Here is a 24,411-nt window from a genome sequence, read left to right as displayed (position 1 = left end):
TTTAAAGCCTCATCAGATTTGTTAAGCAAAACAAAAAAGTTTTTAACCACCAGCGCGAAACTCCTTCCTTTATGGCTGGAGTTCTTCTGACTCCTGAATTCTGTATTCTGCCTCCTTTCATTAGCTAAAAATCTCGATGTTACCAACAGCAAACTTGCTTTCATCGAGGGGACTACTAGGTAAAGCTTGTTGGTCAGCTTTGTTACGCATCGACTCGACTTTATCGGCTTCGCGGATGGCAAGCGGGTTAATCTGGCGGCGTTCTTCTAGTAATGCCTCGATTGTTAGTTCAAGTGTGGGGACTTGGCTTTCTGAGTAGGTATCTTCTGTTATTGTTTCGCAGAATATGGTACTAGCGGCGCGTTCTACAATTGTCTGGATTTCTGCACCTACACACCGATTGGTGGCTTTAAGAATTCTGCGCCACTGTTCCTCGCTCCAGGGGTCGCCGCCATTGCGAAAACGTTCGTCAAATCGGGCAGCGTGCAGTTTGAAGATACTATATCTTTCCCCATTATTGGGCAGGTCTACCTTAAATAAATAGTCAAACCGTCCAGCACGGGTGAGTTCGGGTGGCAGCCATTCCATGCGGTTGACTGAGGCGATGACCAATACATCTGACGTGCGCTCTTGCATCCATGTCAGCAGCTGGCCAGCAAGCCGTTTGGCGAGGTCATCCTCCCCGGCGAAGCCTTTATCGAAGTCGTCAAAGTACAAAATTACTTGGTTGAGCCTATCTGCCAGTCGCAACAAGCGTTTGAGTTTCATTTCTGCTTGGTTGCCAAAACTTCTAAAGTTGCCCCAATCGACCATGATAAGGGGAATACCCATATTCTGGGAACAGGCTTTTGCTGAGTGTGATTTTCCCGTCCCCGGTGGCCCCACAAGCATAATCCCTTTGGGTACACGCAGATTATATTGTTTGGCACGCGGGGTAAGCAATCGCTTGAACTTTTTGAATGACTGCTGCATCAGTTCCAATCCCCCAAGTTGAACTTTTGGCGGAGGTAAGAATTCAATGTCATACAAGCGGTTGAGCAGTTGAATTTTTTTTGATAGCAGAAGCTTGGCTATCTTACTGGAATTTCCTAAATCATAATTTTTACTAATATCATTTAGGCAATACATAATATCAGAAATATACAAACCAGCACTAGCGTTAGCAATTTCTAAATAGTCTTGATCTGTATATGTGAAAGAAAAAATTTTGCTTTTGATTAAACTATCAATAATTTCTTGTGCATCTGGTAGTTCTTGACTCCATAGGGGAATTTCTGCCGCTATTTCGCTTGCTATTTCGGCGTTTGCTCCTATTAATATAGTAGTTTTACCACTATCTCTGGTATGAAATTTGATATTTATTAACGACGACTTAATCCATTCTGATATAAAAATAAAATCAGATTCTTTAGGTATATTTTCTTTTATCCAAGGAAAAATATTTTCAACGATTAATACTCCGCTACCAGAATAAAACTTCCAAAAATTGAGTACTTGAAAATAGTCTTCTTTATTTTGTTTTATCGAAGGTTTATAGTCGTCAAACTCTCGAAGAACCAGATTTTCTTCGGCGCTGACGGCTAGTTCTTTAATACTATCCTCGCTAAGACTCCAGATGTAGGCTTTTTTGCCTGCTTGCTGACAGTAAGTAGTGATTCGGGTGAGGAGGCGGTGACGTTCTTGGAGGGGAGATTCGCAGGCGATGATTGGATAGTTGTCCGCAAGAAGGTCTTCTAGATAGTCAAAGCTAGACTTCATCTCAGTTGTTTGTAGCGTACTCAGAAGTAATCTTATCCAGAAGAGATGCTGTACGAGAACTGAGAATTTTCTAATTCTTGCGTCCATAAATTAGAAAAAAGTTGGTTGATTTTCAGTATTTTGTTGATTGTGTAATCGCGTTGTGAATTTAGATAATTGCAGTATGAAGAGTTAGTGCAAGTATGGCAAAGACACCAGAATATCCAATTGTTGTTATCCCAGAGTTAGTTAAAGAAAAAAAACAGTTTACCCCTTTAGTTTTTCCTTCTGGACAGGGAGATGCACCAATCGGGGCAAGTGAGGGGCTGTTTGAAAATGTTCTCAAACACTATTTTGGTGAAATTGTTTCTCCCCAGCAGGTGATGCTTCCTCCAGGGCATCGACTACCATTTACGGCTGATTTTCTGATGATTGAACCAAATACTGGCTTACACATAGATTTGGAGGTTGATGAGCCAATTTCGTTTGCAACTCTTAAGCCCACCCACTGTATCGGCGGGGATGATTACCGAAACAAGTGTTTTGTCGATGCCAACTGGCTAGTCATCCGGTTTGCAGAAGAACAAGTCTCGTCTCAGCCAGAACGCTGCGCTCGATTTATTGCTGGTGCGATCGCTCAACTAACGGGCAATGATACTTATCGCCAGAAGCTACTTCATGTAGAAAAAGTTACTCCTATGCGTCAGTGGTCTGCACGTCAAGCTTCCAAATTAAAGAAGAGTGATTACCGCCAAGGCTATCTTGTCCAAAGGAAGAACTAAGGATGTGATATTCGATACAACAATACTAGTGAGAGCGATTAGAACTTAATAGTATTTTTTATACATAATTTTTACCAGAAATACTGTTTGTAGTTGTAACATCTAAAATTAGATTGAAATTTTGCGTAAAATCTTGCTTATTCTAGAGAAAAATAGATAAATGCATTCGTTTCACATCTACATTTAGAGGTAGTTGAGACAATGACTGAGCTTGAGTCGCGTTCTGGGTATGAACTGCTCAGAGAGATATAGAGCATCCTAAAAAGGGTAAAAGATAAGATGAATACACAAGAGTTAGTTGATTTACTCAAGGAGTATCAAAATACTTCACCTGAAAGAGAGGAAAAAAAACATATAAAAATTCAAATTATTGCACATTTATCTTCATGCTATTGGTGGCATTCTCAATATATTATCAATCTTTTTTCTGAAGAGATTAAGCAAATAAAAGAAAATTTACAACAAGAACTAGGAGATACATTTCAACATCATATAAAAAAAAATAACTCTAAAAAATTAGCAGATTTTTTGCTAAAAGAAGCTTTAATTATCCAAAAAAAATATCAAAGAAAGTTAATCACAGATAAATTTATCAATACTTTAGCAATAGAAATTAAAAAAACTCAAGCGAATAGCTTTCAAAGAAAACAAGCCGTGCAATGCCTGATTAAGGCTATGGAAATAAAAAATACATATAAGAAACAAGGACTTGGGTCAACTTTACAATTATCTCCACAAGATTATGAAGATGCTTTTCTAGAAGCTAAAGGAGAGTCTATTCGCTATGTTTTAGATAAAATTGACCGATATGATGAAACAATTGGAGATTTTATGGCTCTGATAAATCACTGGATTTCTATAAAATTTTCAGATGCAGCTGGCAGAATATTAGGATTCAAAAAAAGTCAATCTAAGAAACAAGAAGAAGACAAAATCAGCATTTCTCCCGTAGATATCAATTTAATGAGAGAATATCTTTTTGAGAATGCTGAACAAGAATTTGCTTACTATCAACAATCCGAAGAAATTAAAAATCTCATCCATGAAGATCCTAACAATAAACTTGGCAAACCAATTAGAAAGGACAGAACAGATATTACATTTAAAGATGTATTAATTGCTATCAATTGGGAAGGAGAAACATTTAAAAATCTCTCAAATAAATGGAACATACCATACACTACTATCAAAAGCTTTTACGAACGAGAATTTGAAAAAGTAAAAGCTGATTTAGCAGAATATTTACAATAAATAATTAGGGATTATAAGTCATGAATACTTGGGAACTAACTGAAACTTTTATCTTCACGGTTAATCTAAAATCGGTTCACAGAGAAATAGCCAAACAGTTGAGCCGAAAAAAATTAACTACAGTTAAAGCAAAAGAGTTCTATTATAATGTTTTGGCTTTATGTACTGTGAAGGATTATTTAGAATCTCTGGGATATGAAACTGATTGGAATAACAGCGACTTTAACAATCCTGTAATGTCCACCTTTGCTGATGTAGCAGATTTAGAAGTTAAAAATTACGGTAAGTTAGAATGTCGTGCAGTTTATGGTGATGGCGATATTCATGTTCCAGAAGATGCTTGGTCAAGTCGTATTGGTTATATATTTGTACATATAGATGAATCGTTACAAGAAGCAAATCTTCTTGGTTTTGTATCCTCAGTAGAAGAAACAGAAGGAGTTGTAGCTTTTAATCAATTACGTTCTTTGGAATATTTGCCTGAATATCTTAGCCAAAAAGAACAGTCCGAAATAACTGTTAAACAAACTCTTGGTGAATCAATCAAAGAAAAAGTCGTAATACTCAGACATTGGTTTAAAGAAACTAAAGAAAATATTGGACGAGAATGGCAAAATGCGGAAGAGTTGTTAATGAGACAACCACAAAATCTCAGTTATATGACTAGAAATAGTTCTGAAGCTATTAATAAAGCTAAATTAATTGACTTAAAAATGAATTTAGCTAGTCAAGCAGTAATGTTGCTGATGACTGTGACACCGCAAGCAGAACAAAAGCTAAAAATTCGCGCTCGCTTATGTCCAGTTTCTGGAGAAAAATATTTACCATTAGGGTTGAAATTAGAGGTACTTTCTCAATTAGAAGAAACTCTCAAAGAAGTCAAATCTGAATTTAGAGATTATTTTATTCAGTTACCAGAGTTTACTAGTGAATCAGGAGATAAGTTTAAGCTGAGAATAAGTCTTGGTGATGCTAACATAACTGAAGAATTTATCGTTTAGTTTTTAGAGCGTGACGAACAATAATGAAGAAAATTATTTCTTTGCGATTGGGAGAGGGAAATTTTAAAATCGGGTTTTCTCAGATTTTATTGAAGCTGTATGCAGGAGAACAATTACTTGAAGAAATAGATACTGGGAGCCTACCACCTAACCAAGAAATTGAAGAAAATTATCAAAAATGGCAGTGTCTATATGAGGCTTTCATTAGTACTGGAGGTAGTTTTTTATATGGAGATTTTGACAGTCAAAGTATTGGTTTTAAACCGAGAGTATTAGAATTTGCTGAAGATAATATAGAGCGAGGAAGTCAAGAAAGTGCAACAGAAGTAACTGCTTATATGATTAAGATAATTAATCAATGGCTGAACTCGCCAGAATTTCAATTAATAGACCAAGCTTTACGCACTAACATAAATACGAAAGATGAAGTTGTTTTAGTAATTCAAACTAATAACGATATATTAAGAAAATTACCGTGGCATGAATGGAATTTCTTCAAGAAGTACACAAAAGCAGAAGTGGCTTTAAGTGCGCCTAAATTTTCTTTAAAACTAAAACAAAAGTCGTCAACTGTTGGAAAAGTACGCATATTAGCAATTATTGGAGATTCTACTAATATCGATCCAGAAGCAGATTTGAATACTCTCAGAAATAATCAGGAAGTAGAGTTAGAAATTATCTCTCAGCCTACTCGTAAGCAAATTTGCGATCGCCTTAGAGAAAAATCAGGCTGGGATATCTTATTTTATGCTGGACATAGTAAGTCTAATGCACAGAAAGGATGGATCAGTATCAACGCGAAAACCAAGCTAGAAATATCCGAGTTAAATTCAGCATTAGAAGTAGCAATAGAAAATGGGTTACAACTAGCCATATTCAATTCCTGTCAAGGTTTAGGATTAGTACCTCAACTTGAAGAGTTAGGAATTCCTCAGATTATTGTGATGCGAGAGCAAGTTCAAAATCAAGTAGCTCAAGAATTTTTAGCGGAGTTTATTGCTAGCTTTTCTAGCGGTAAATCTTTCTATCTAGCTATACGAGAAGCTAGAGGTAGACTTAAAGATATAGAAGATAAATATTACTGTGCAAGTTGGCTACCTGTAGTCTGTCAACATTGGTCTGTTAAACCACCTACTTGGGAAGAATTACGTGACCCTGCATTACCATCTCCTCCAAACCTACTATTTCGTCAAGGAGGAGTAATTTTATCTGGTTTATTGGTAGCGATGATGGTAATAGGAGTGCGGTCTTTTGGTTTATTACAATCCTTAGAATTTCAAGCTTTCGACTGGTTGATGAGAATGCGTCCCCAGGAAGAGGTAGATTCTCGGTTGTTAATAGTTGAAGCTACAGAAAAGGATATCAATCGCTTGGGTTATCCTATATCTGATGGTAAACTAGCTGAAACTATCGAGCGCATAAAACACTATAAACCTAGCACAATCGGTTTATTAATATTCCGCGATCGCCCGATAGAACCAGGTCATCAAGAATTACTTAAGCTTTTACAAAATGATGATGATTTAATTGCTTTATGTAGTGTTAAATTGACTGATAATGACCATAATCAACCTGGTATTTCATCAATGTCTAGAGTTACAGAAAACCGTTTAGGGTTTAGCAATGTAGAGCGAGACAAGTTTGATGGGATTCTGCGTCGTCATCTACTGTTCATGAATCCCGATTTTAATAATCCCTGTCCTACCAACTTTTCCTTTAGCTTTCAATTAGCATCGCAATACTTAAACTCAAAAGGAATGAAACCTGAAGAAATAGATAGTGATCGCATCAAAATTGGTGAGACGATAATTAACCGTTTAAAACCAGATAGTGGTGCATATCATCAACTAGATAATCGTGGTTTTCAACTCTTACTTAATTATCGCACCTCCGATAAGATTGCTAATACAGTTTCTTTGACTGATGTATTAGAAAATAAGTTAGATCCCGAATTAATAAAGGGGCGTATTGTCATTATTGGTGTAGTTGCTCCCATATCTAATCCTACAGATTACTTTTCTACTCCTTATAGTAAAGGTGTATTGCCTCAGATGTCTGGAGTTGATATTCAGGCGCAAATGACAAGTCAAATCCTCAGTGCGGTTTTAGATAAACGACCTTTATTGTGGAGTTGGTCTGAAATAAGAGAAGGATTTTGGGTTGTAATCTGGTCTTTAACAGGAAGTGGAATTGCGATCGCCTCCTTAAATCATCGTAATTCTTTTTTACTGATTATATATGCTGGAACATCTATATTTACTCTGTGTCTAATTTGCTTTGTCTTTTTACTACAAGGGGGATGGATACCATTGTTACCAGCTGCAATCTCTTTCGCTGTCAGTAGCTTTGCTGGACGGTTTTTACTAAAACATTGGGATCGAATACTTAGTTTAAAGTTTCTGCAAAGTAGAAATAATACGTAAGAATGGTGATAACGTTATATGTAGGTAATACGGAGAAAGCTTATTTACCTCTATATAATTAGTTACAAATATTATTAATGAGTAAAATAATAGGTTATATTTCCCTTTTAACTTTAACTTTATTTTTAGGCGATCGCTATTTGATTTACCCAGTAGCTGGTCAAAATCTTCCAACCAAAGAACCGCTTCAGTTTAAACCTCCTAACAATGGCGCACCAGGAGGGAATCGCTCTGGATCTTCTGGTAACACAGGAAGTCGTCCTATTTGTCCTACTGTAGAAAAAGATATCACTGCTTTAATACCGAAAACAAATTGGGCAAATACCCTTGCTGAACGTCCTACTTTTTGGTTTTACATTCCTTACGAACGGGGTCGTTTAAAGCTAATTCTTAAAGATGAAGGCAAAAGTACTATTGTAGCTCGCGTGAATTATGAAGTTAATAAAGGTGGAGGGATCATGGGTTTCCCAATACCTGAAACTTCACCTGCTTTAGAAGTAAATCGTGCTTATCGTTGGCAAGTTTCCTTTAGTTGCGAACCCAATATTGAACCTTCATTCACAGGAGTACAGGGAGTAGTGGAACGAGTAGCGAAAAACGAAGCTTTTAAAACTAAATTGACATCAACCACTACTATCCAAGGACAAATTAATTTATATGCCAATCAAGGTTTATGGCATGAAACTATTTCTACATTAATTCAATTACGTCGATCTAAACCGACAGAGCAAGAATTAAAACAAGATTGGTCAGATTTATTATCCAATACCCATGTAGAATTAGCAGGATTCATTTCCGAGCCTTTAGTTGAATGTTGTAATCCTATTCCTGAATAATTTACATAAAATATGAAAAAACAACATAAAAACATCAAAATATTCTTGACATTTTTGGCATTATTTAGTGTGAGTTTCACCTCTAGCTTGAGTTTGTTATCTTTTCAATTGCCTGTGGCGATCGCTCAAAATAATACTAAAGCAGAAGCAGATAAACTACGCTAGCAGGGAGAACAGCAATTAGAAGCAGGACAATACACACAAGGTACAGAAACTCTCGAACGGGCGATGAGGATTTATCAGCAAATTGGAGATACGGAAACTTACAAAAAACTTTTACTGAGAATTTATCATATTTACTATACAAGAGGATTCAGTAATAAAAATAAATTTGAATTACTAGCACAAGAAATCCAAAAAGTATTTCGTGAAGATTCTGGAGAAGAAGAGCAAAAATCTACATTTGAATTTGAATTAGACACCCAAGTGCAAAAGTTAATAGCCCAAGGTCTTGGTTATCAACAACAAAACTCTGTTGAGTCCAAAAAATATCTTGACCAAGCATTATCTCAAGCCACATCTCTTGGGAAAGAGCCAGAAAAGATTGCAGCCCTCAAAGCTCTGGGAACATTTTATCTTTACGAGGGGGATTATGTTAATTCTCTAGCTAATTCTCAACAAGCCGAAGGTTTATCATTAGCCAGATATCAAGCAACAGAAAAAGCAGCAGCTAGTGGTGATATCCAGAAGATGGGCAATCATTTTCTAGAGATGATTTATCATCGTATACCAGTTTTGTTACTCATAGGCGAAACTTATTTACAACAGAACAATCCTAGTAAAGCACTAATTTATTTTGAAGAAGCTGATGCAATAGCAACCAAGATAGATAAAGATTACAAACAATTTATGTTACCCTATGGTATCAATTATTTTGAAGACCCTTCTCTTTTCTTAAGTCGGACAAACTATAGCTTAGGAAAATACGATCTAGCTCTTACCTATGCTCAAAAAGCTATAGAAACAGGTAAAAGTATTCAAAATCCTTATAGTAGTCTTTTATCTCTTGTTCCTGGTAGAGATTTAGGTAATGGGTATGGTCATGTTTTAGCGGGGATTGCTTTAGAGAAGTTAGGAAAGCTAGAACAAGCAGAACAAGAATTAAAGCAAGCTGTTCAAACCTTTGAAACTAACAGGAAAAAATCAACATTTCAAGCAAATATCAACGAAAATCTCAAACTATTTGACGAGCAAGTTCGCGCTGCTTCTTTACTACAGCGAGTCCTATTAGCTCAAAATAAATCAGCAGAAGCTTTGGCTGCTGCGGAATGGGGGCGCGGTCGTCTTTTGGTGGAATCTGCAACAGCACCCAGAGAACTTACCCTAAAAGAAAAAGTTGATGCTTTAATTGATGCTCAACAAACTCCCGAAAGTATTTGTAAGGAACAGGAACGTCTACGCCCTCAAGCTAATGTTCCTGAAGGACTTGAACATATATTTGTTAGTAGTCAATTTGGGTGTGATGGCGAAGAATTAATACAGGATATAAAAAAAAGCTACTTAGAACAGATTCGAGAAAATCCAGAAATTTTAGATGCACTAACAGGAACAACTCCCTCCAATACAGCCCCATCAGATATTAAACCCCCCAATGTAGAACAATTAAAAAAAATCGCTCATTCCCATCAAGCAACTCTTGTAGAATACTCAATTATTTATCAAAATAAATTTTTACATCCACATTCTTTTTCCGCTTTTGATTATGGAATAAATAGTAATATTTTTATCGGAGAAGAACAGACATTAATCATTTGGGTAATCAAACCTACAGGAGAAATCAAATCCCGTCAAATCGATTTGAAAAATCAAAAAATTACCCTCAACAACTTAGTAACTAATACCCGTCAAACTATGGGATTAGATCGCAGTGTTGGAGTATTCCTTAAACCAGATGCAGAATTACCGGATGGTTCTACTCGCAATCCTTCTGGAGTTCAAGCCAAAGAAAAACTTAAACAACTCCATCAATTACTCATAGAACCCATTGCTAATTTACTACCAACCAACCCAGAAGCCAAAGTAGTTTTTGTTCCCCATAAAGAACTATTTCTCGTTCCCTTTGCAGCTTTAATCGACTCGAAAGATAAGTATCTCATCGAAAAGCATACCATTATCACCGCACCTTCAATTCAAGCCTTAGATGTTACCCGACAAAAACGGCAGAAACAAACTGGAAAGAGTAAACTTGCAGTAGTAGTAGGCAATCCCACAATGCCTACAATTAAGCGACCTAATAACCAATCCCCCGTACAACTAAATAATTTACCTGGTGCAGAACAAGAAGGAAAAGAAGTTGCTCAACTGCTGAATGCTGAGTTTTTGACAGGAAATCAAGCAACTAAAGCCGAGGTGTTAAAACAGTTACCCAATGCACGCTATATTCATTTAGCAACTCATGGACTATTAGAAGATTTTGCGAGTTTTGGTATACCAGGAGCAGTTGCTCTAGCACCTTCTAATCAAGATAATGGCTTATTAACTTCTAGTGAAATTCAAGAGTTGAATTTACAAGCCGAATTAGTTGTTCTCAGTGCTTGCGATACAGGCGGAGGCGATATTACCGGAGATGGAGTTGTCGGTATATCTAGAGCCTTAATTGTTGCTGGAGTTCCTAGTATTGTGGTTTCTTTATGGTCTATTCCTGATGCTCCAACAGCCGAATTAATGGTGGAATTTTATCATAATTTTCAAGAGCGTAAGTTAGACAAAGCTCAAGCGTTGCGTCAGGCGATGTTGGAGATCATGAAAACTCATCCCAACCCTGTTGATTGGGCTGGTTTTACTTTAATTGGACAATCAAAATAGACTAGTATTTCATCGCATTAGTTTTGATGAGTTTGTAGTAAGCACTTTAGTGCTTAAAAATCCAGGACTAAAGTCCTTACTACAAACTTATTCACCCCTCGAAAGTAATGCGACAGTTCACTAGATTGACATCACTAGAAGAAAATTCAGCAATATTTCAAAATTCATTCTAAATTCTGACGACTGACTCCTGAATTCTTTTGTGTTAACAACTCAGAATTAATTATTAGTTAACTATGCCTCATTTCAAACGCCGCCATTTTTTGCAATTCGCTGGTTCTGCCTTAACAACTTTGGGATTAAGCCAGTTAGATATCAAAAATCAAAGTTTACGCTATGCTCAAGCTATTGCCTCTTCTAGTCCTCGGAAATTAGCGTTGTTAGTAGGAATCAACAATTATCAAAACGTTGATAACCTCAAAGGTGCAATTACTGACACTTATCTGCAAAGAGAACTATTAATTCATCGTTTTGGCTTTAATCCTCAAGATATATTAATAGTTAGCGATGAAAGTGAAATTAAGCCGACTCGCCAAGGAATTTTACAAGCCTTTGAAGAACATCTCATTAAACAGGCAAAACCAGGGGACACAGTAGTTTATCACTTTTCAGGACACGGTTCTCAAGTATTTGACCAAGAGAGTGGTTTGGAAGACAAACTTAATAGTACTTTTGTACCTAGCGATCGCACTACTTCTCTAATAGATAATCAAAAGCAAGTTTCTGACATTACGGGTAAGACTTTGTTCTTATTAATGTCACAAATAAAAACCGAAAATCTCACTGTTGTTTTAGATAGTTGTTATTCAGGAGGAGGGAAACGGGGAAATCTAACTATTAGGTCTATTGAAGGCGGAAAAGGATACATTCCTAGCGACATCGAATTAGAATATCAACAGAAATCGCTGTCTAATTTGAAAATATCTCCCGAAGAACTAGAACAACGCCGAAAACAGGGTATTGCTAAAGGAGTAGTAATTGCTTCAGCCAGAAAAAACCAAGTCGCTTCCGAAGCATATTTAGATAATTTTGTCACAGGAGCATTTACTTATTTGATGACTCAATACCTGTGGCAAGAAAATAGTAACACTCTAGTTGAGAATGTCATTACTAATATCTCTCGCAGCATCAACAGTACTTTTACCTCTAATCAAATACCAGAACTTGAAGCCAAAAACAATAGTAATAATGAAACAAAACCAACATATTTTATTTCTAGACCAGTCCCCACTGCGGAAGCAGTAATTACTCAAGTTAGGGGGAATAATGTTAATCTTTGGTTAGGAGGAATAGCACCTCAAGCTCTTGCAGCTTTCAACCAAAATCCCATCTTTGAGCTAGTAGACAACCAAGGAGTTAAGCGAGGCAGAATACAATTACAATCTCGCAAGGGGTTGACGGGTGAAGGCAAAATTTTAGAACTGCAAAAACCAGAATTGTTAAAACCAGGAGCATTATTACAAGAAGGAGTTAGAGTGATTCCCTCTAATTATAAATTGCGGATTGGATTAGACGATTCTTTAGGTAAAGATATCGCTGTAGCCAGAAATGAAATCGCCGAAATTGAGCGACTCCAGCCAGTTGTCTTACAAACAGGGGAAGTTCATTATATTTTTGGTCGGATAACAGAAGTACAACAAACAGAATTAAGAAACAAACAAGCTGCCTATATTCCTCCTCTCCATAGTTTGGGTTTATATACAGAAGGACTCGATTTAATTCCTGGTTCTTTTGGTAATGCGAAAGAAACCATAAATGATGCCTTAACTCGACTCAAACCTAAATTTCGTTCTCTTTTGGCAGCGAGAATCATCAAATTAACTTTAAATGCCAACTCATCGCGTCTCAACGTATTGGCTTCCTTAAATATTTTACGTCCAAAAGAATTAGATGTAACCGTTGCTGCTCAAACATTTACTTCTCGTTCACCAAGCAAAATCGATCAAAATTCATTCACACCCGCCACAAATACTAATATTAATTATCAAAATGGCATTCCTCAAATTCCTTTAAAAACACAAATTCAATTTCAAGTTAAAAATCAGGAAAATAGCGACCTCTACATTACAGTATTAGCGATTAACCCCGAAGGAAAGATTGATGTTATCTTTCCTAACACTTGGTCATCTGCCGAGGATGCCACCTTAGTTAAAGCGGGAGAAACTCTGGCAATACCCAAGGCACAGGATACTTGGATATTAGGAATTATTGAACCTCTAGGATTAACAGAAATATTAGTCGTTGCTAGCAAATCACCTTTAAGAAAGAGTTTGCAGAGTTTACAAACTATTGCTCAAAAACAAGGAAGAGGAGATGTACCTGTCACCTTAGCAGATAATCCCACCAATATTATCGACCTCTTATTAGAAGATATTGATAGTAGCACTCTTCCAGAAAACCGTAGTAGAAATAGTTCTAACCCTTCTGGGATTACTTCTAGAGAAAAAGCTCATTTGAGCGATACTACTCAATTAGCAGCCATGTCCATTACCTATCAAGCCGTGAAATAAACAGCAACCAGATAGTTATCCTCGTCTTTAACAGGCTGCGTTACGTACACTTGCTTGTGCTATGCCCTTTTTTATATAAAATTAAAATTTTTTTGGGAGGTTGCGTAATTTTTGAGACTTTAATGCGAAAGATTTAGTGAATCAGCTTTTGAGATTTTTGCTTGATTAAAGCAATAAAACCTAATCTAAAACATACCATACATGAATCTTTTATCCAACATCAGCACACAAAGTAACTCGCCTTTGAGATGTTTCACGCAAAGACTGACAATATTAGCTTTATCTACTGTATCTTCCCTATTCTTAACCGTAGAAAAGGCGGCAAGTAATAGCTGGCAACCTGAGACTTTACGAGAAATATCGCAATTGCAAGTCCAGGTAGCAAAAAAATACTGCCCAGTTGGCATAAATGCAGAAAATTTAAAATCAGGTATCGAGGCTCATCTGAGTAGAAACGGTATACCTATTATTAAAACTAACAAAGTTGACAACATTCCTTATATATTCATTTCCATTGGATGTAAAACGCGTGACCCTTTGGCTTTCCTGATTTCTTTGGAAGTTATTCAATATGTAGAACTGAATGGAATAAAGATCAAGGCTTCTACATACAGTATTCCCGAAACTTATGGAACAGGTAATATATCTGGATATTCTAATAGCGAGCAGCAGTTCATAGTGACTATGCTTAAGGAATTTATATCTGATTGGAAATCGGTTAGATAATTAGATAATAATTACTCTTTATCTTTTATAAAAAATAGACTTATTGCCAAAATATGAATTATAAAAAAATACACAGAGTAATCGTTTATACTAAGTTGCGATAGATAGTATTATTTAGGGGAAGTAAAATCGGTGTACAGCGATGCCTCGTACTCGAATTAAGATCATTCCTCACCTGGATTACGCAGAATTAACCCAACGCTACCGACGTTGTAGAGAAGTAAAAGAACGCACGCGATGGTTAGTGATTCGTCTGTTGAGCCGACCTGAAAAACCCAATGAAAGTAGAGCAAGTAGCTGAAATCACAGGTTTTAGTGCTGATTGGGTGCGAAAAATGGCTCGCTCTTACAATGCGTTGGGTGCTGAGGGGATTGTAGACGGACATCAAAAAAGCCCTGGAGGGAAACAAAAAGCTTTAACTCCAGAGCAGCAAAAGCAACTTTTTGAAAGATTACAATCACCTCCAGATGATGGTGGGTTATGGAGTGGGCCAAAAGTTCCTCAACTTAATCCTACTGAGTGTATTTGGCCAATGCTAAGAGAGCGATTAGCAAACAAAGTATTTGATAACCTTGATGCTCTAGAGGCTGTCTTGATTGAACGATGTCAGTGGCTGATGAATAATCCAATAACTGTTAAGGGAGAAGTCGGATTTTCTTGGCTCTGTTCTATATAACAGAATGTAACAATACTATCTTTAGCAACTTAGTATTAAGGGTGGTTTCATAGAGATCATTGTCGATAAGTAAGCGTATTTGTGAACCCGCCTCTACTTCTGACTGTTTTTCACTATGGCGAAAAATAAACAATTAACCATTTCTTCAAAAAATACAATAAATTTTGCTAGTTTGCGTAATTTTTTAGACTTAGATGCGAAATATTAATGAATAAGCCAATCAATATGTTTTGCTGTATTTGCAGTTAAAGGAGCTAAATTATGAAGCAAATGATAACTGTTGCTGGAGGGGTATTTTTTTCTCTTGGAATCATGTTCCTACTTTTGGGAGGTTGGAGTTTTTGGGAGAAAATTAAATTTGAAAATGAATTGGAAAGTCGAGGTCAGTTTAATACAACAATTAGTAAATTGTCAGGCTGGGAAGAGTTAAATAAACAAGAATTAGAACGGAAGCAAAATTTAGTATTTATCTTTCTTGTGATTGCTGGAATCTCTGGTTCTATAGGCGTTGGTCTTGCTATTGCCGGAAAAAATGAGCCCACACAATAAGAAGTAAATTTAATTGCAGCATACTCATTGATTGACTGCACATCTTATGAAAACCTTGATTTAACTTTCAAGTCCTTCGCCAATTGATTATATCAGAATTGCAAGAGGAAATAGCAAAATGAAGAAATTACTTGCTGGTATCGCAGCATTAAGTGTATCGATTACTTCTCCAGGTATTGCCAATGCACAGGAGTTTACTAGTTTTGAGCATCAAGATAATAAATATTACTATGAAGCACTCAATTCTCAAGGACTTGCTTACTATAGATATAAAGTTCCTGCCTATACTTTTGGGGTTTTTACACTCAAAAATCACAGTCGCAGATCAAATTTCGATATTTACGTACATGACTATTCTGGAGACTGGAAGCTATTGGCTAAAGGAAAGAACCGGGGGATGGAAACAGAGTTAGTTGTCACACCAATGTTTTCGGAAGATAAATATGCGTATATCACGATAGTTAATGATGGTTCACAACCATCTGAATATCATTTGTATGCAAATTATGTAAGTCCTGCTAATAAGTTTGCTATTGCATTAGTTGAAACTTCTTTAATATGTAGTCTCGAAAAAGAAAATATTCCCAATCAAACATCTTCTAGAGTAATTACAGGGCTTTCTTCAATACTTCAAGGCAATGATTTAGCAGGTGTAACTCAAGACCTTTTAATTAATGAATTCACCAACGTAATGAGGAATCAATTTGGTTATGGATGTATGGGTGATTTTGTAGTCAATTGGGGAGTTTCAACGCTCAAGGGTGTTTACAGGAACTATTAGTTATTTGCAGTAACTGAATCTTGGCTTCGCGCTAATGTGCAAAACTATCTACATCTAGTAGCACAAAGCGCGATCGCCACATATAGTAATTCTATTGTAAAACTAAATTGCTCCAATCTGCACTAGTAGTCTGCCAAGGAAACTTTGCTATGTAATATCTCTGGTTCATAAACTAGTAAAAAATGAGGTTTTAGCATGGGAAAAAAGTATATTTTAGACATAAAAACTCATCTTTGAAACAATATTTCAAAGATGAGTCAAAATAATTTTGATAGCTATTTTAATCTTTACAAAAATGACTCAATGGCTGCCAAATAATGACAAAGCTATGCTTTATTGACAGTTGCCATAATGATGACAGTTTCCGTAAAAACCAGTGCTAGGTTTGTCAGGAGCCGGAGCAGGATTGTTAGTTGATTCGGGATTCTTCTCGTAGTACCAAGTTTCTTGTTGTGAACTACTTTGACCACCATCACCACTCATGAACGCTCTTAGCAAGAAGTCTGCCATAAACAAACCTGCTTCTGCTTGCTTTTGTCTAAGTGCCTGTTGCTCTTGGAGATAAGCTTGTTTTTGTTCTGGAGATAGACTCTCAAAATACTGTCTTCTTCTTTCAGCTTCCTGAATTTGCCTTTCTGTAGCTGCTTTGCGAGCTGCATCGAGTTCTGCTTGTCGTCTTTTCCTTTCTTCTTCACGTGCTTGACGTTCTTTTATTGCTTGCTCTTGCTGTTTTCGTTGCAGTTCACGCTGCTCGAAATTATGTCGTGTTTCATCTATTTGCTCAACAGTCTTTATAATATCATCAAACAATCCGGCAACTATGGTGTTGTTTGGGTTTTGATGATAGTCTAATTTTTGAGTTGATAAATCTGCATTCGCTTCTTTGGATGCAGCCATAACAGGATTTATATTTGCCAGGACAATTACCACAAGTGCGATTGGGGAAAATTTTTTATTCATAGCTCGAAATGGAATGAATGAAGATTGTGATTGTTGAGAGGCTAATACAGGACTTGCAGTATTCAGTATGAGTCCGGATAAGGTCGCACTGAAAAATGGTCTTGCGTTTTTCACGGTAATTAACGACTGTAGTTTGTCAATCTATAAATAGTTTCTACTGAAAAGTCGTGAATTTACGCAAATTATTCAAAAAGTTTTAGTGTGCGATTCTTGACGTAATACCTTGCTTGGAGAAAAAATTCGGTAGTTTGCGTAATTTATTAGATTTGACTGCGAAATACCTACTAGAGTTATCACGTTTACCGATATTAAAGACACACACTGAAAATCATGGAAATTATTACAGGTAGCGGCAACGACACTGTTATCAGACCAGTTTTTGTCAACGGCACAGTATTTCGTAGCAACGACACCATCATAACTGGTGCAGGCAACGACACCATTAACCCAGGACTGGGTAAGTATGAGTATGTTGATGGTGGTGAAGGCTTTGACCACCTGATTTTGGATTACTCCGTTGGTGATACAGGCGGGGGTATGGATTTTTATAGCAACTACGCCAGTTCAGGCACAGGCTCTGCTTATCGATCTAGCGGTGTTCCAAACACCCTAGATTTAGATGATCTCCAATTCCAAAATATTGAGAAGTTCACCATCACAGGTATTAGCAAAAATGACACCATCACAACTTACTTTGGAAACAACGTGATTAACGCAGGTGCTGGTAATGACAGTGTTACTGCTGTTGCTGGCACTTTAGATGGTGGTTCAGGCTTAGACTACCTTACTCTTGATCTCTCCACACAAACATCTAACCTCAACCTTTCCAATCTCTCAAATATCAATGTTTCTGGTGTTGTCACTGCTATCAATTTTGAAGGATTTTCTATCACTACAGGCAGCGGCAACGACATTGTTACTCACACTGGAATTGTTAACGGTGCTGTTCTTCGGACTAATGACTTAATCATAACTGGTGCTGGCAATGACATTATTAACGCCGGATTGGGTGGTGGAAGTATCAACGATGGTGATACCGTCTATGGTGGTGATGGTATTGACCGTCTGATTGTGGACTATTCCGTTGGTGATACGGGCACTGGTATGCGTTTTGTTGGTAGTAGCACTTACGGCTTTGCCATACGAGAAGTCAGCAGCACCAACAGCACTCGCTTGGATTTGATTGGTTTCCAAGACATTGAGGAGTTCACTGTCATAGGTACTAGCAAAGATGACACCATCAATACTGTTGCTGGAAACGACATTATCAATACTGGTGCTGGAAACGACACTATCAATACTGCCGCAGGAAATGACATTATCAATGGCGGTGCGGGAAACGACACCATTGATGGGGGTGCTGGCAATGATCGGATGACTGGCGGCACTGGCAACGACACCTACATTGTTGACAGTACCGGAGATATCGTCACCGAAACATCAACACTCAGCACCGAAATTGACACGGTTCAAGCCTCCATTACTTACACCCTGGGAGCAAACCTAGAAAACTTGATTCTTACAGGTTTTGGAGCAATTAATGGGACTGGGAATAGCCTGAACAATAACCTGACTGGCAACCGGGGTGACAATATTTTGAACGGGGGTATAGGTAATGACACCCTTGATGGCGACACAGGTAATGACACCCTTGATGGCGGCGCAGGTAATGACACCCTGATTGCCAGTTCAGGCAATGATGTGATGAGGGGTGGCAGTGGTAACGACACTTACATTGTCAGTGGTTTAAATGATGACATTATTATCGAGAATGCAGGCGAAGGAATTGATACCGTTCAAGCCCCCTATACTTCTGCCCAGGGATACACTTTGGGTGCTAACATAGAAAACCTGATTTTGATAACAGGAGGAACTAATGGGACTGGCAACTCCCTCGACAACATTCTGACGGGTAACACAAGCAATAATATTCTCAGTGGAGAAGGTGGCAAGGATACCCTGATTGGGGGAAGTGGTAATGATACTCTGATTGGGGGGGCTGGTGATGACATCCTAACCGGTGGTAGTGGCAGCGATTTCTTCCTTTACAACACCAATGCTGCCTTTAACAGTACAGCGATCGCCATTGATCGGATTACAGATTTCCAAAAAGCGAGTGATAAAATCATCCTAGATAAAACCACATTTACAGCCTTACAAAGCTCGGCTGGTAATGGATTTAGCCTGAATAATGAATTTGCGATCGTTACTAGTGACGCTGCTGCGGCAATCAGTGGAGCCAAAATTGTTTACAACCAAAGCAGAGGGGCACTCTTCTACAATCAAAATGGACTTGTGGCTGGCTTCGGAACTGGAGCAGAGTTTGCCAATCTCACCAGCAACCTGTCCTTGACTGCATCAGACTTTGTAATCCAAACTTGATGAGGATTTAGAAAGTCTTTCTAGCAAACTGCTAACTTTCTCTACCAGACGCAAGCGTAGGCGCAGCCCGCCGTAGGCATCGCAGATGTCGTGCCATGTTAACCATCCTCGTCATCGTACCTGGATGCTAACTTGAGTATGACAGCGATCACCTAACTTCTTGTCAATAAACATAACTTTATGTGACTTTTTTGTGCTTTATTGACAATTTGGGTATGAAACAGCAGTCAATAAGACTGCTGATTGATTTACTAATTTCCCAACTTTTGATAAGTGTTTGTAACCCAGTTTTACATAAACTGATAGTAGAATAAATTACTATCAGTTTATATTTTATTATGCTGACTGTTTAATCTGGGTTAAGGCTATTAACATTTCTTCTCGGTTGAGATGTCGTTTCTTACCTGTTTTGGATTCTTGGATAGCGTAACTCCATTTTATTCCAGCTTGTGAGCATCTTTTTCTTAAGTGTTGAACAGTCATGTGTTTGGTTGTAGATACTTGATTTTTGTTTTTGTTAGATATCTGAGTTTTGGATTTTTCGGTTAAGCTCTCGGTTTGAATTACACTGTGTTTTGTAGATGTAGTGCAGTTACAGTGTTTTTCAAAAGCGATAGATATATCTAGCAAGAATTGGAAAATAAAGAGAGTAGAAAATCCGTAAATAATAACGTAGAGAAGTCCTGTTAGGATATACTGTGCTAATTCCATTATTTTAACTCCTGTTGATATAACTAGTAACTGGCTATTTTATGAAGTGATTTGCCAGATTTCTATTTATATCAAGGCGTTAGCCTGTGTGATTTCAACTTTGAGTTTACCGCAACGGCAAGGTTATGGTTGAAAAGGTGGTAAAGTGAAAGTTGAAATAATATACTACTCTATTGGCTTTGATGTTATCTCAAGACCAAAAATATTGAATATTGGTCAGTGAATTTGAAGTATTTAAGTGGTCTGTAGTAGATTGTCTGGAGTCTTGATAACTTTCCCGTTAACCAAAGGTTCAGCATCAAGCTAAGTTTTGATACTTTGTGTATCAAACTGATGCAGGAATAATGATAGGATAACTTTTGAGTTTGGTTTGGTTAGATGAACAGGTTCATCTATATGTGCTTAATAACTGTTCTGATATTATCTACTAACTGTAATACCATACCCAAAATAGCTTTCCAGCCAAGTATTATCCCCCAAAAACCGCTACCAAATAGACCAAATACTGACTTGAGGAAGATAACTCCCCTGTAATTTATCTCGATATTTGATTCAGCTTTGGCATAGATAAAACCATCCCCAATTTTATTTTCCAACTTCCTCATTTTTCGTTCTTCTTCTCTATCTCTTCTTTCTTCTTGTACCTTCCAACCCCAAGGGGCAAATCCCAAAATAATCGAAATTGGAAGATAGAATGGCCAACTATATATATAGCCAAGGGAAGCATAGATGATAAAAAAGGTTAGCCCCAAACCAGTGCGCCAAACTAAACACCAGAGGATAAACAAACTGTTGATAATAGCGTTACGGATAACTATACTTCGGTTTTTGTTATATGACATTTTAAGGCTGCTCCCGATGCCTAATATTTAAGTTTTTATTTAGGGTGATTGCATCCCTTCAGATTAAACTTAAACTTAGCAGTAGTTTGAATTATCATATTGATAGTTGAAAATAGAAACTACCTAATCAATTGCAATTACCTATTTAGCCACACTAAATAAGGTTAAATATACCAACCTATTGTAACGATGTTTGTACCTAGCCCGACATAGTTACTGTTGCTTTCATTGATATCTACAATTTCATCGATTATATCTTCACGGAGTTTAAATTCAGGCAAAGTTTTGATGATTTTTTGAAGAAGTTTAAAATTGAGCTATAGTTTTAAAAAAAATAAAAATGATTAAGATTTGACCCTTAACCATTTGATGATATTTTTGTAAAATGATGGGATATACCTGTGTTTGATTCACATGCTTGGGGCGTATGCCATTAGTTGTGGTTTTTCTTGTTGCGAGACTTACTACCTGATTGCACCTTAAACCGCACCTGCTTCCCGATAGTTACCTCGGCAACATTGCTAATATCTTTACCAGATTTATAGGCTTCAATAATTGCCTTGTTATTAGCTTGGTACTTAATAACTCTAAATTCATCAGGAAAATCTTCATCATCTAATTCTACTAGTAAGTTAGCGACTTTTGGTGGGTTATCCCTGATTTCAATTACCCTTTCCTTACCGATGTTTTTGTCATTGATTAATCCAATCTCGTGTAGGTGGATGAGGGTGCGCTTGATTTGTTCAAGTTGAGTTTTGCGACGTGAAATTACCCGGTCGTGGAGTTCAGCTACTCGCGCTTTTCTTTCCTCCCAGGTTTCAAGGTCAAGATTTAACTGGTCAACTACCCAGGCGATCGCATCGATTTTGGTTTCGATACCATCTTGAACACCCATAAGTTCTTGTAAGAGTTGTTCTACATTACCCTGTTCGCCTAACTCGCCTGCTTCTTCTATCTGTGACCAAAGTTTAGCAGCATCTAGGCTTAATTCTTTGAGACTGAGTTGGTTGATTTCGTGTTCAATTGCTTGAGTCATAATTTACTTTTGATATAAAAAACAACTAGCAGTTAGTTGCTACTAGTTGTTGACTAAGAAGAGTTGATGCTTGAAGGGAGATTGAATTTAGTATCCGTACTGCAAGTGATAGTAGTCTGATTTTTCTTGTGCTAATTCTGCTTCGTAGTCGTAGTAATCTGCTTCGCTTATGAAGGTGCTTCTTTTTTGAATTTGCTGTGCAGATTTTACTAATTCTTTGTTAGTTTTTGGGTTAGAACTCGTAGTAGTTTTCATGTCTATACAACTTCAATTTTTCAACGAAGTTGTTGCGTCAGCAAATGTTGTGATGTTAACTTAGAAAGATAATATTTCTCTTTTACCCTTCTCATAATTATCTACTATTGATTTGTCTTAAACCACTGGCTTTTCTACCACAAAGATAGTTGTCCTGGTGATATGTTTCCCCGTTTGCGCGTATGAAACAGCATATGACATTACGCAGAAAGTTTTCCGGAAAAATTCACCTGTGACATAACTTGTGTGCGTATTGAATTAGCAGCCTTCTCTGCAATCTCTTCTCTATCAGAATCAGTAAGAACTACTGCAAGTAACGATTTGAGAGCTTCTCGGTTAGATATAAACTCTTCACCGTATAAATCATCTTGTAACAAAGTAGCTTCCAAGTGAGGTATTAACTCAGGCGTAGGAGATAGCAACCGCTCTTTAATACGTGCCCTTGCAGTCTCTGTCGCAGAAGTTGTACCTATACCTAAATCCCATGTTTCAATTATTAGCCTGACTTCGCGGTTGAGAGATACACGCAGCGTTGATAAGCGACCAAATAAAGGAAGGTTGAGCATTAAAGGTGGTAATGCATTACCCCAATCCAAACCAGCGCCAATCGTGCAATTTGCTTCATCTTCGATGCAAACAGCCTCTTCGAGCCATCCTTCACCAAAAAGTAAATCTATAGCTTCTTGGGTTGTTATTGACTCGTTTGCCTCAGAATTATCATTTTGCTGTTGATGATTCATAAAATTTTACCCGGATCAGCCTTTATCTTCCTCTCAATACACCATACTCAAAATAGACTAAATTATCATATTCTTCTTCCGAACCGCAGTTCAACATATTTTGTTTTTCGTAAAATCCTTCAGACCTTGGTAAGGAATGCAACCCAATTCTACCTTCATACCCAAGCTCAACACTTCTAATTCTTGCGAAATTTAATAGTGCTTGACCAACACCTTTGAATTGAGGCGGGCGTTGAATCTCGATTCGGTTAGTGGGGGCAGTGGCAATACCATCAACATAAACTAGCCTCTTACCAATATTTAACCGAGAACCGTGCATTTGCGTTTCTATTATCATTAATCCTTGAGTTTTATTTTCGCACTCAACTGCATAACCTTCAAGATTTTCTTGATTGGAGATATATCTTAATTTGAATATCCAATCCCAGTATTTATCTGATTGACTAAATAACCTTAAGCTTTCTACCCAATAATTGACATAATCATCAACATGTCTTTGGACTAAATCTACCAAATAGGCTTCAACAGATGTATTATCAACACCCCTTTTTAACTCGATTTTTAGCTGCACCTAAAGCTCCTAATTGTCAACTGATTATTAAACTTGTAACTGCTATTTGACTGGTAGATAAAAGAGTAAATGTGAATGCGTATATCAATAGCTTTATGCCAACCAGCAAGCACAGCATCATCTGAAATGTCTCCAAGAACTACCAAACCATATTCTTTGTCCATATAGTAAGGTAAAGGTTCAGCGCTCAACCAACCATAAGCAATGGCTTCTTGGTCTCGCTCAACAATTGAAACTTCTAAACTTTGTTCGTATGTTGAATAGTAGTAAGGTAAATAGCAGGCTGGGTACTCTCTTAGAGATTCACGATTAACTGTGTATGATTGCCAACGCAGTTGCTCCCCCTTGATTTCTTTATGATTAGCTTCTAGCCAATCATAGAGCTTTTTAGCTTGCCGCAATGTGTGGTCTTTGCCTTCAAAAACGACGTTGGGAAGAAAAATATCGCCGTCAAAATGCACCGCAACTTCAAATAAATCTTCATCTTCATCTTCTGCTTCTGTTACCTCAATGATTCCAGCCTTATATAGTTCGGCCATTTCCCTACATTGCTAGCTCTACCCCTACATGGTTAAAATTTTAGCTTTCAGTTACAGAATAATCAGAACACTCTGTTGGTTCTAGCCCACCTATGAAACTAATCAACGCAAAAGGACACTAGAATTTCAACCAAATTATGAGGTGATGTGTTAAGTTCACTTCTTAAACTGGGACGATCTCTTTCGGATAGTGGTTCGCGCTTATGTATCGGCACTAGGGAGTAATGAGTGCTGAGTATACGGACAGCGAGGGGAAGTGCGTCAACGCTACCTTTGAAGGTCAGCCCGCCAGGTCTA

At 37.4% G+C, this 24,411-nt stretch carries 21 protein-coding genes and 1 pseudogene; 13 read left to right on the top strand and 9 right to left on the bottom strand.

The genetic code is table 11. The features are described from left to right. Positions 1–120: 120 nt before the first annotated feature. Positions 121–1,758 (bottom strand): ATP-binding protein, encoded by a 1,638-nt coding sequence (locus RMY00_RS27840; RefSeq protein ID WP_322650639.1) that lies wholly within the window; start codon positions 1,756–1,758, stop codon positions 121–123. 182 nt (positions 1,759–1,940) lie between these two features. On the opposite strand from RMY00_RS27840, the gene RMY00_RS27835 reads away from it, so the two are divergent. From RMY00_RS27835 to RMY00_RS27780, 12 genes and pseudogenes are all read left to right on the top strand, one after another. Continuing rightward, a complete protein-coding gene (locus tag RMY00_RS27835) occupies positions 1,941–2,519 on the top strand; it encodes a hypothetical protein (protein ID WP_322650638.1) in 579 nt (192 codons plus the stop codon). Between the two features lie 279 nt (positions 2,520–2,798). After that, a complete protein-coding gene (locus RMY00_RS27830; RefSeq protein WP_322650637.1) occupies positions 2,799–3,770 on the top strand; it encodes a hypothetical protein in 972 nt (323 codons plus the stop codon). 20 nt (positions 3,771–3,790) lie between these two features. Next, entirely contained in the window at positions 3,791–4,771 is a 981-nt protein-coding gene (locus RMY00_RS27825) for a DUF1822 family protein (protein WP_289794716.1), read from the top strand. A 23-nt stretch (positions 4,772–4,794) separates the two neighbouring features. Next, positions 4,795–7,194 carry a CHASE2 domain-containing protein gene (locus tag RMY00_RS27820; RefSeq protein ID WP_322650636.1) on the top strand — a complete coding sequence of 800 codons (2,400 nt, stop codon included), beginning with the start codon at positions 4,795–4,797 and terminating at the stop codon, positions 7,192–7,194. A gap of 77 nt (positions 7,195–7,271) precedes the next feature. Beyond that, positions 7,272–8,030 (top strand): DUF928 domain-containing protein, encoded by a 759-nt coding sequence (locus RMY00_RS27815; RefSeq protein WP_322650635.1) that lies wholly within the window; start codon positions 7,272–7,274, stop codon positions 8,028–8,030. A 12-nt stretch (positions 8,031–8,042) separates the two neighbouring features. Then, a complete protein-coding gene (locus RMY00_RS27810) occupies positions 8,043–8,195 on the top strand; it encodes a hypothetical protein (protein WP_322650634.1) in 153 nt (50 codons plus the stop codon). A gap of 63 nt (positions 8,196–8,258) precedes the next feature. Further along, a complete protein-coding gene (locus RMY00_RS27805; RefSeq protein ID WP_322650633.1) occupies positions 8,259–10,835 on the top strand; it encodes a CHAT domain-containing protein in 2,577 nt (858 codons plus the stop codon). Positions 10,836–11,071: 236 nt separating this feature from the next. Next, on the top strand, positions 11,072–13,345 hold the full coding sequence (locus RMY00_RS27800) for a caspase family protein (RefSeq protein ID WP_322650632.1): 2,274 nt from the start codon (positions 11,072–11,074) through the stop codon (positions 13,343–13,345). Positions 13,346–13,546: 201 nt separating this feature from the next. Continuing rightward, positions 13,547–14,071, top strand: a complete 525-nt coding sequence (locus tag RMY00_RS27795) for a hypothetical protein (protein ID WP_322650631.1) — start codon at positions 13,547–13,549, stop codon at positions 14,069–14,071. A gap of 142 nt (positions 14,072–14,213) precedes the next feature. After that, positions 14,214–14,748 (top strand): annotated as a pseudogene (locus RMY00_RS27790) (helix-turn-helix domain-containing protein). A 261-nt stretch (positions 14,749–15,009) separates the two neighbouring features. After that, positions 15,010–15,297: a hypothetical protein gene (locus RMY00_RS27785; protein ID WP_322650630.1), complete on the top strand. Its 288-nt coding sequence runs from the start codon at positions 15,010–15,012 to the stop codon at positions 15,295–15,297. 118 nt (positions 15,298–15,415) lie between these two features. Continuing rightward, positions 15,416–16,078 (top strand): hypothetical protein, encoded by a 663-nt coding sequence (locus RMY00_RS27780; protein ID WP_322650629.1) that lies wholly within the window; start codon positions 15,416–15,418, stop codon positions 16,076–16,078. A gap of 333 nt (positions 16,079–16,411) precedes the next feature. Here RMY00_RS27780 and RMY00_RS27775 read toward each other — a convergent pair whose 3' ends face one another. Continuing rightward, positions 16,412–17,038 carry a hypothetical protein gene (locus RMY00_RS27775; RefSeq protein WP_322650628.1) on the bottom strand — a complete coding sequence of 209 codons (627 nt, stop codon included), beginning with the start codon at positions 17,036–17,038 and terminating at the stop codon, positions 16,412–16,414. A gap of 330 nt (positions 17,039–17,368) precedes the next feature. On the opposite strand from RMY00_RS27775, the gene RMY00_RS27770 reads away from it, so the two are divergent. Then, positions 17,369–19,420, top strand: a complete 2,052-nt coding sequence (locus tag RMY00_RS27770; RefSeq protein WP_322650627.1) for a calcium-binding protein — start codon at positions 17,369–17,371, stop codon at positions 19,418–19,420. Positions 19,421–19,756: 336 nt separating this feature from the next. Here RMY00_RS27770 and RMY00_RS27765 read toward each other — a convergent pair whose 3' ends face one another. The 7 genes from RMY00_RS27765 to RMY00_RS27735 form a co-directional block, all read right to left on the bottom strand. After that, positions 19,757–20,131 carry a hypothetical protein gene (locus RMY00_RS27765; protein WP_289794726.1) on the bottom strand — a complete coding sequence of 125 codons (375 nt, stop codon included), beginning with the start codon at positions 20,129–20,131 and terminating at the stop codon, positions 19,757–19,759. 392 nt (positions 20,132–20,523) lie between these two features. Next, entirely contained in the window at positions 20,524–20,973 is a 450-nt protein-coding gene (locus RMY00_RS27760) for a hypothetical protein (RefSeq protein ID WP_322650626.1), read from the bottom strand. A 433-nt stretch (positions 20,974–21,406) separates the two neighbouring features. Next, positions 21,407–22,009: a siphovirus Gp157 family protein gene (locus tag RMY00_RS27755; RefSeq protein ID WP_322650625.1), complete on the bottom strand. Its 603-nt coding sequence runs from the start codon at positions 22,007–22,009 to the stop codon at positions 21,407–21,409. Positions 22,010–22,096: 87 nt separating this feature from the next. Beyond that, the gene (locus tag RMY00_RS27750) at positions 22,097–22,264 is read right to left on the bottom strand and encodes a hypothetical protein (RefSeq protein WP_322650624.1); all 168 of its coding nucleotides are present in this window, start codon (positions 22,262–22,264) and stop codon (positions 22,097–22,099) included. A gap of 200 nt (positions 22,265–22,464) precedes the next feature. Further along, a complete protein-coding gene (locus RMY00_RS27745; protein ID WP_322650623.1) occupies positions 22,465–23,004 on the bottom strand; it encodes a hypothetical protein in 540 nt (179 codons plus the stop codon). Between the two features lie 22 nt (positions 23,005–23,026). After that, entirely contained in the window at positions 23,027–23,575 is a 549-nt protein-coding gene (locus tag RMY00_RS27740; RefSeq protein ID WP_322650622.1) for a GNAT family N-acetyltransferase, read from the bottom strand. Then, on the bottom strand, positions 23,566–24,114 hold the full coding sequence (locus RMY00_RS27735) for a hypothetical protein (RefSeq protein ID WP_322650621.1): 549 nt from the start codon (positions 24,112–24,114) through the stop codon (positions 23,566–23,568). The genes RMY00_RS27740 and RMY00_RS27735 overlap by 10 nt, the downstream gene beginning before the upstream one ends. Positions 24,115–24,411: the final 297 nt, after the last annotated feature.

Origin of the sequence: Nostoc sp. ChiVER01 (assembly GCF_034531155.1) — a bacterium.
Classification (GTDB): domain Bacteria; phylum Cyanobacteriota; class Cyanobacteriia; order Cyanobacteriales; family Nostocaceae; genus Nostoc.
Note: the sequence above shows the minus strand (reverse complement) of the source record. Positions and strands in the feature narration are given on the sequence as shown.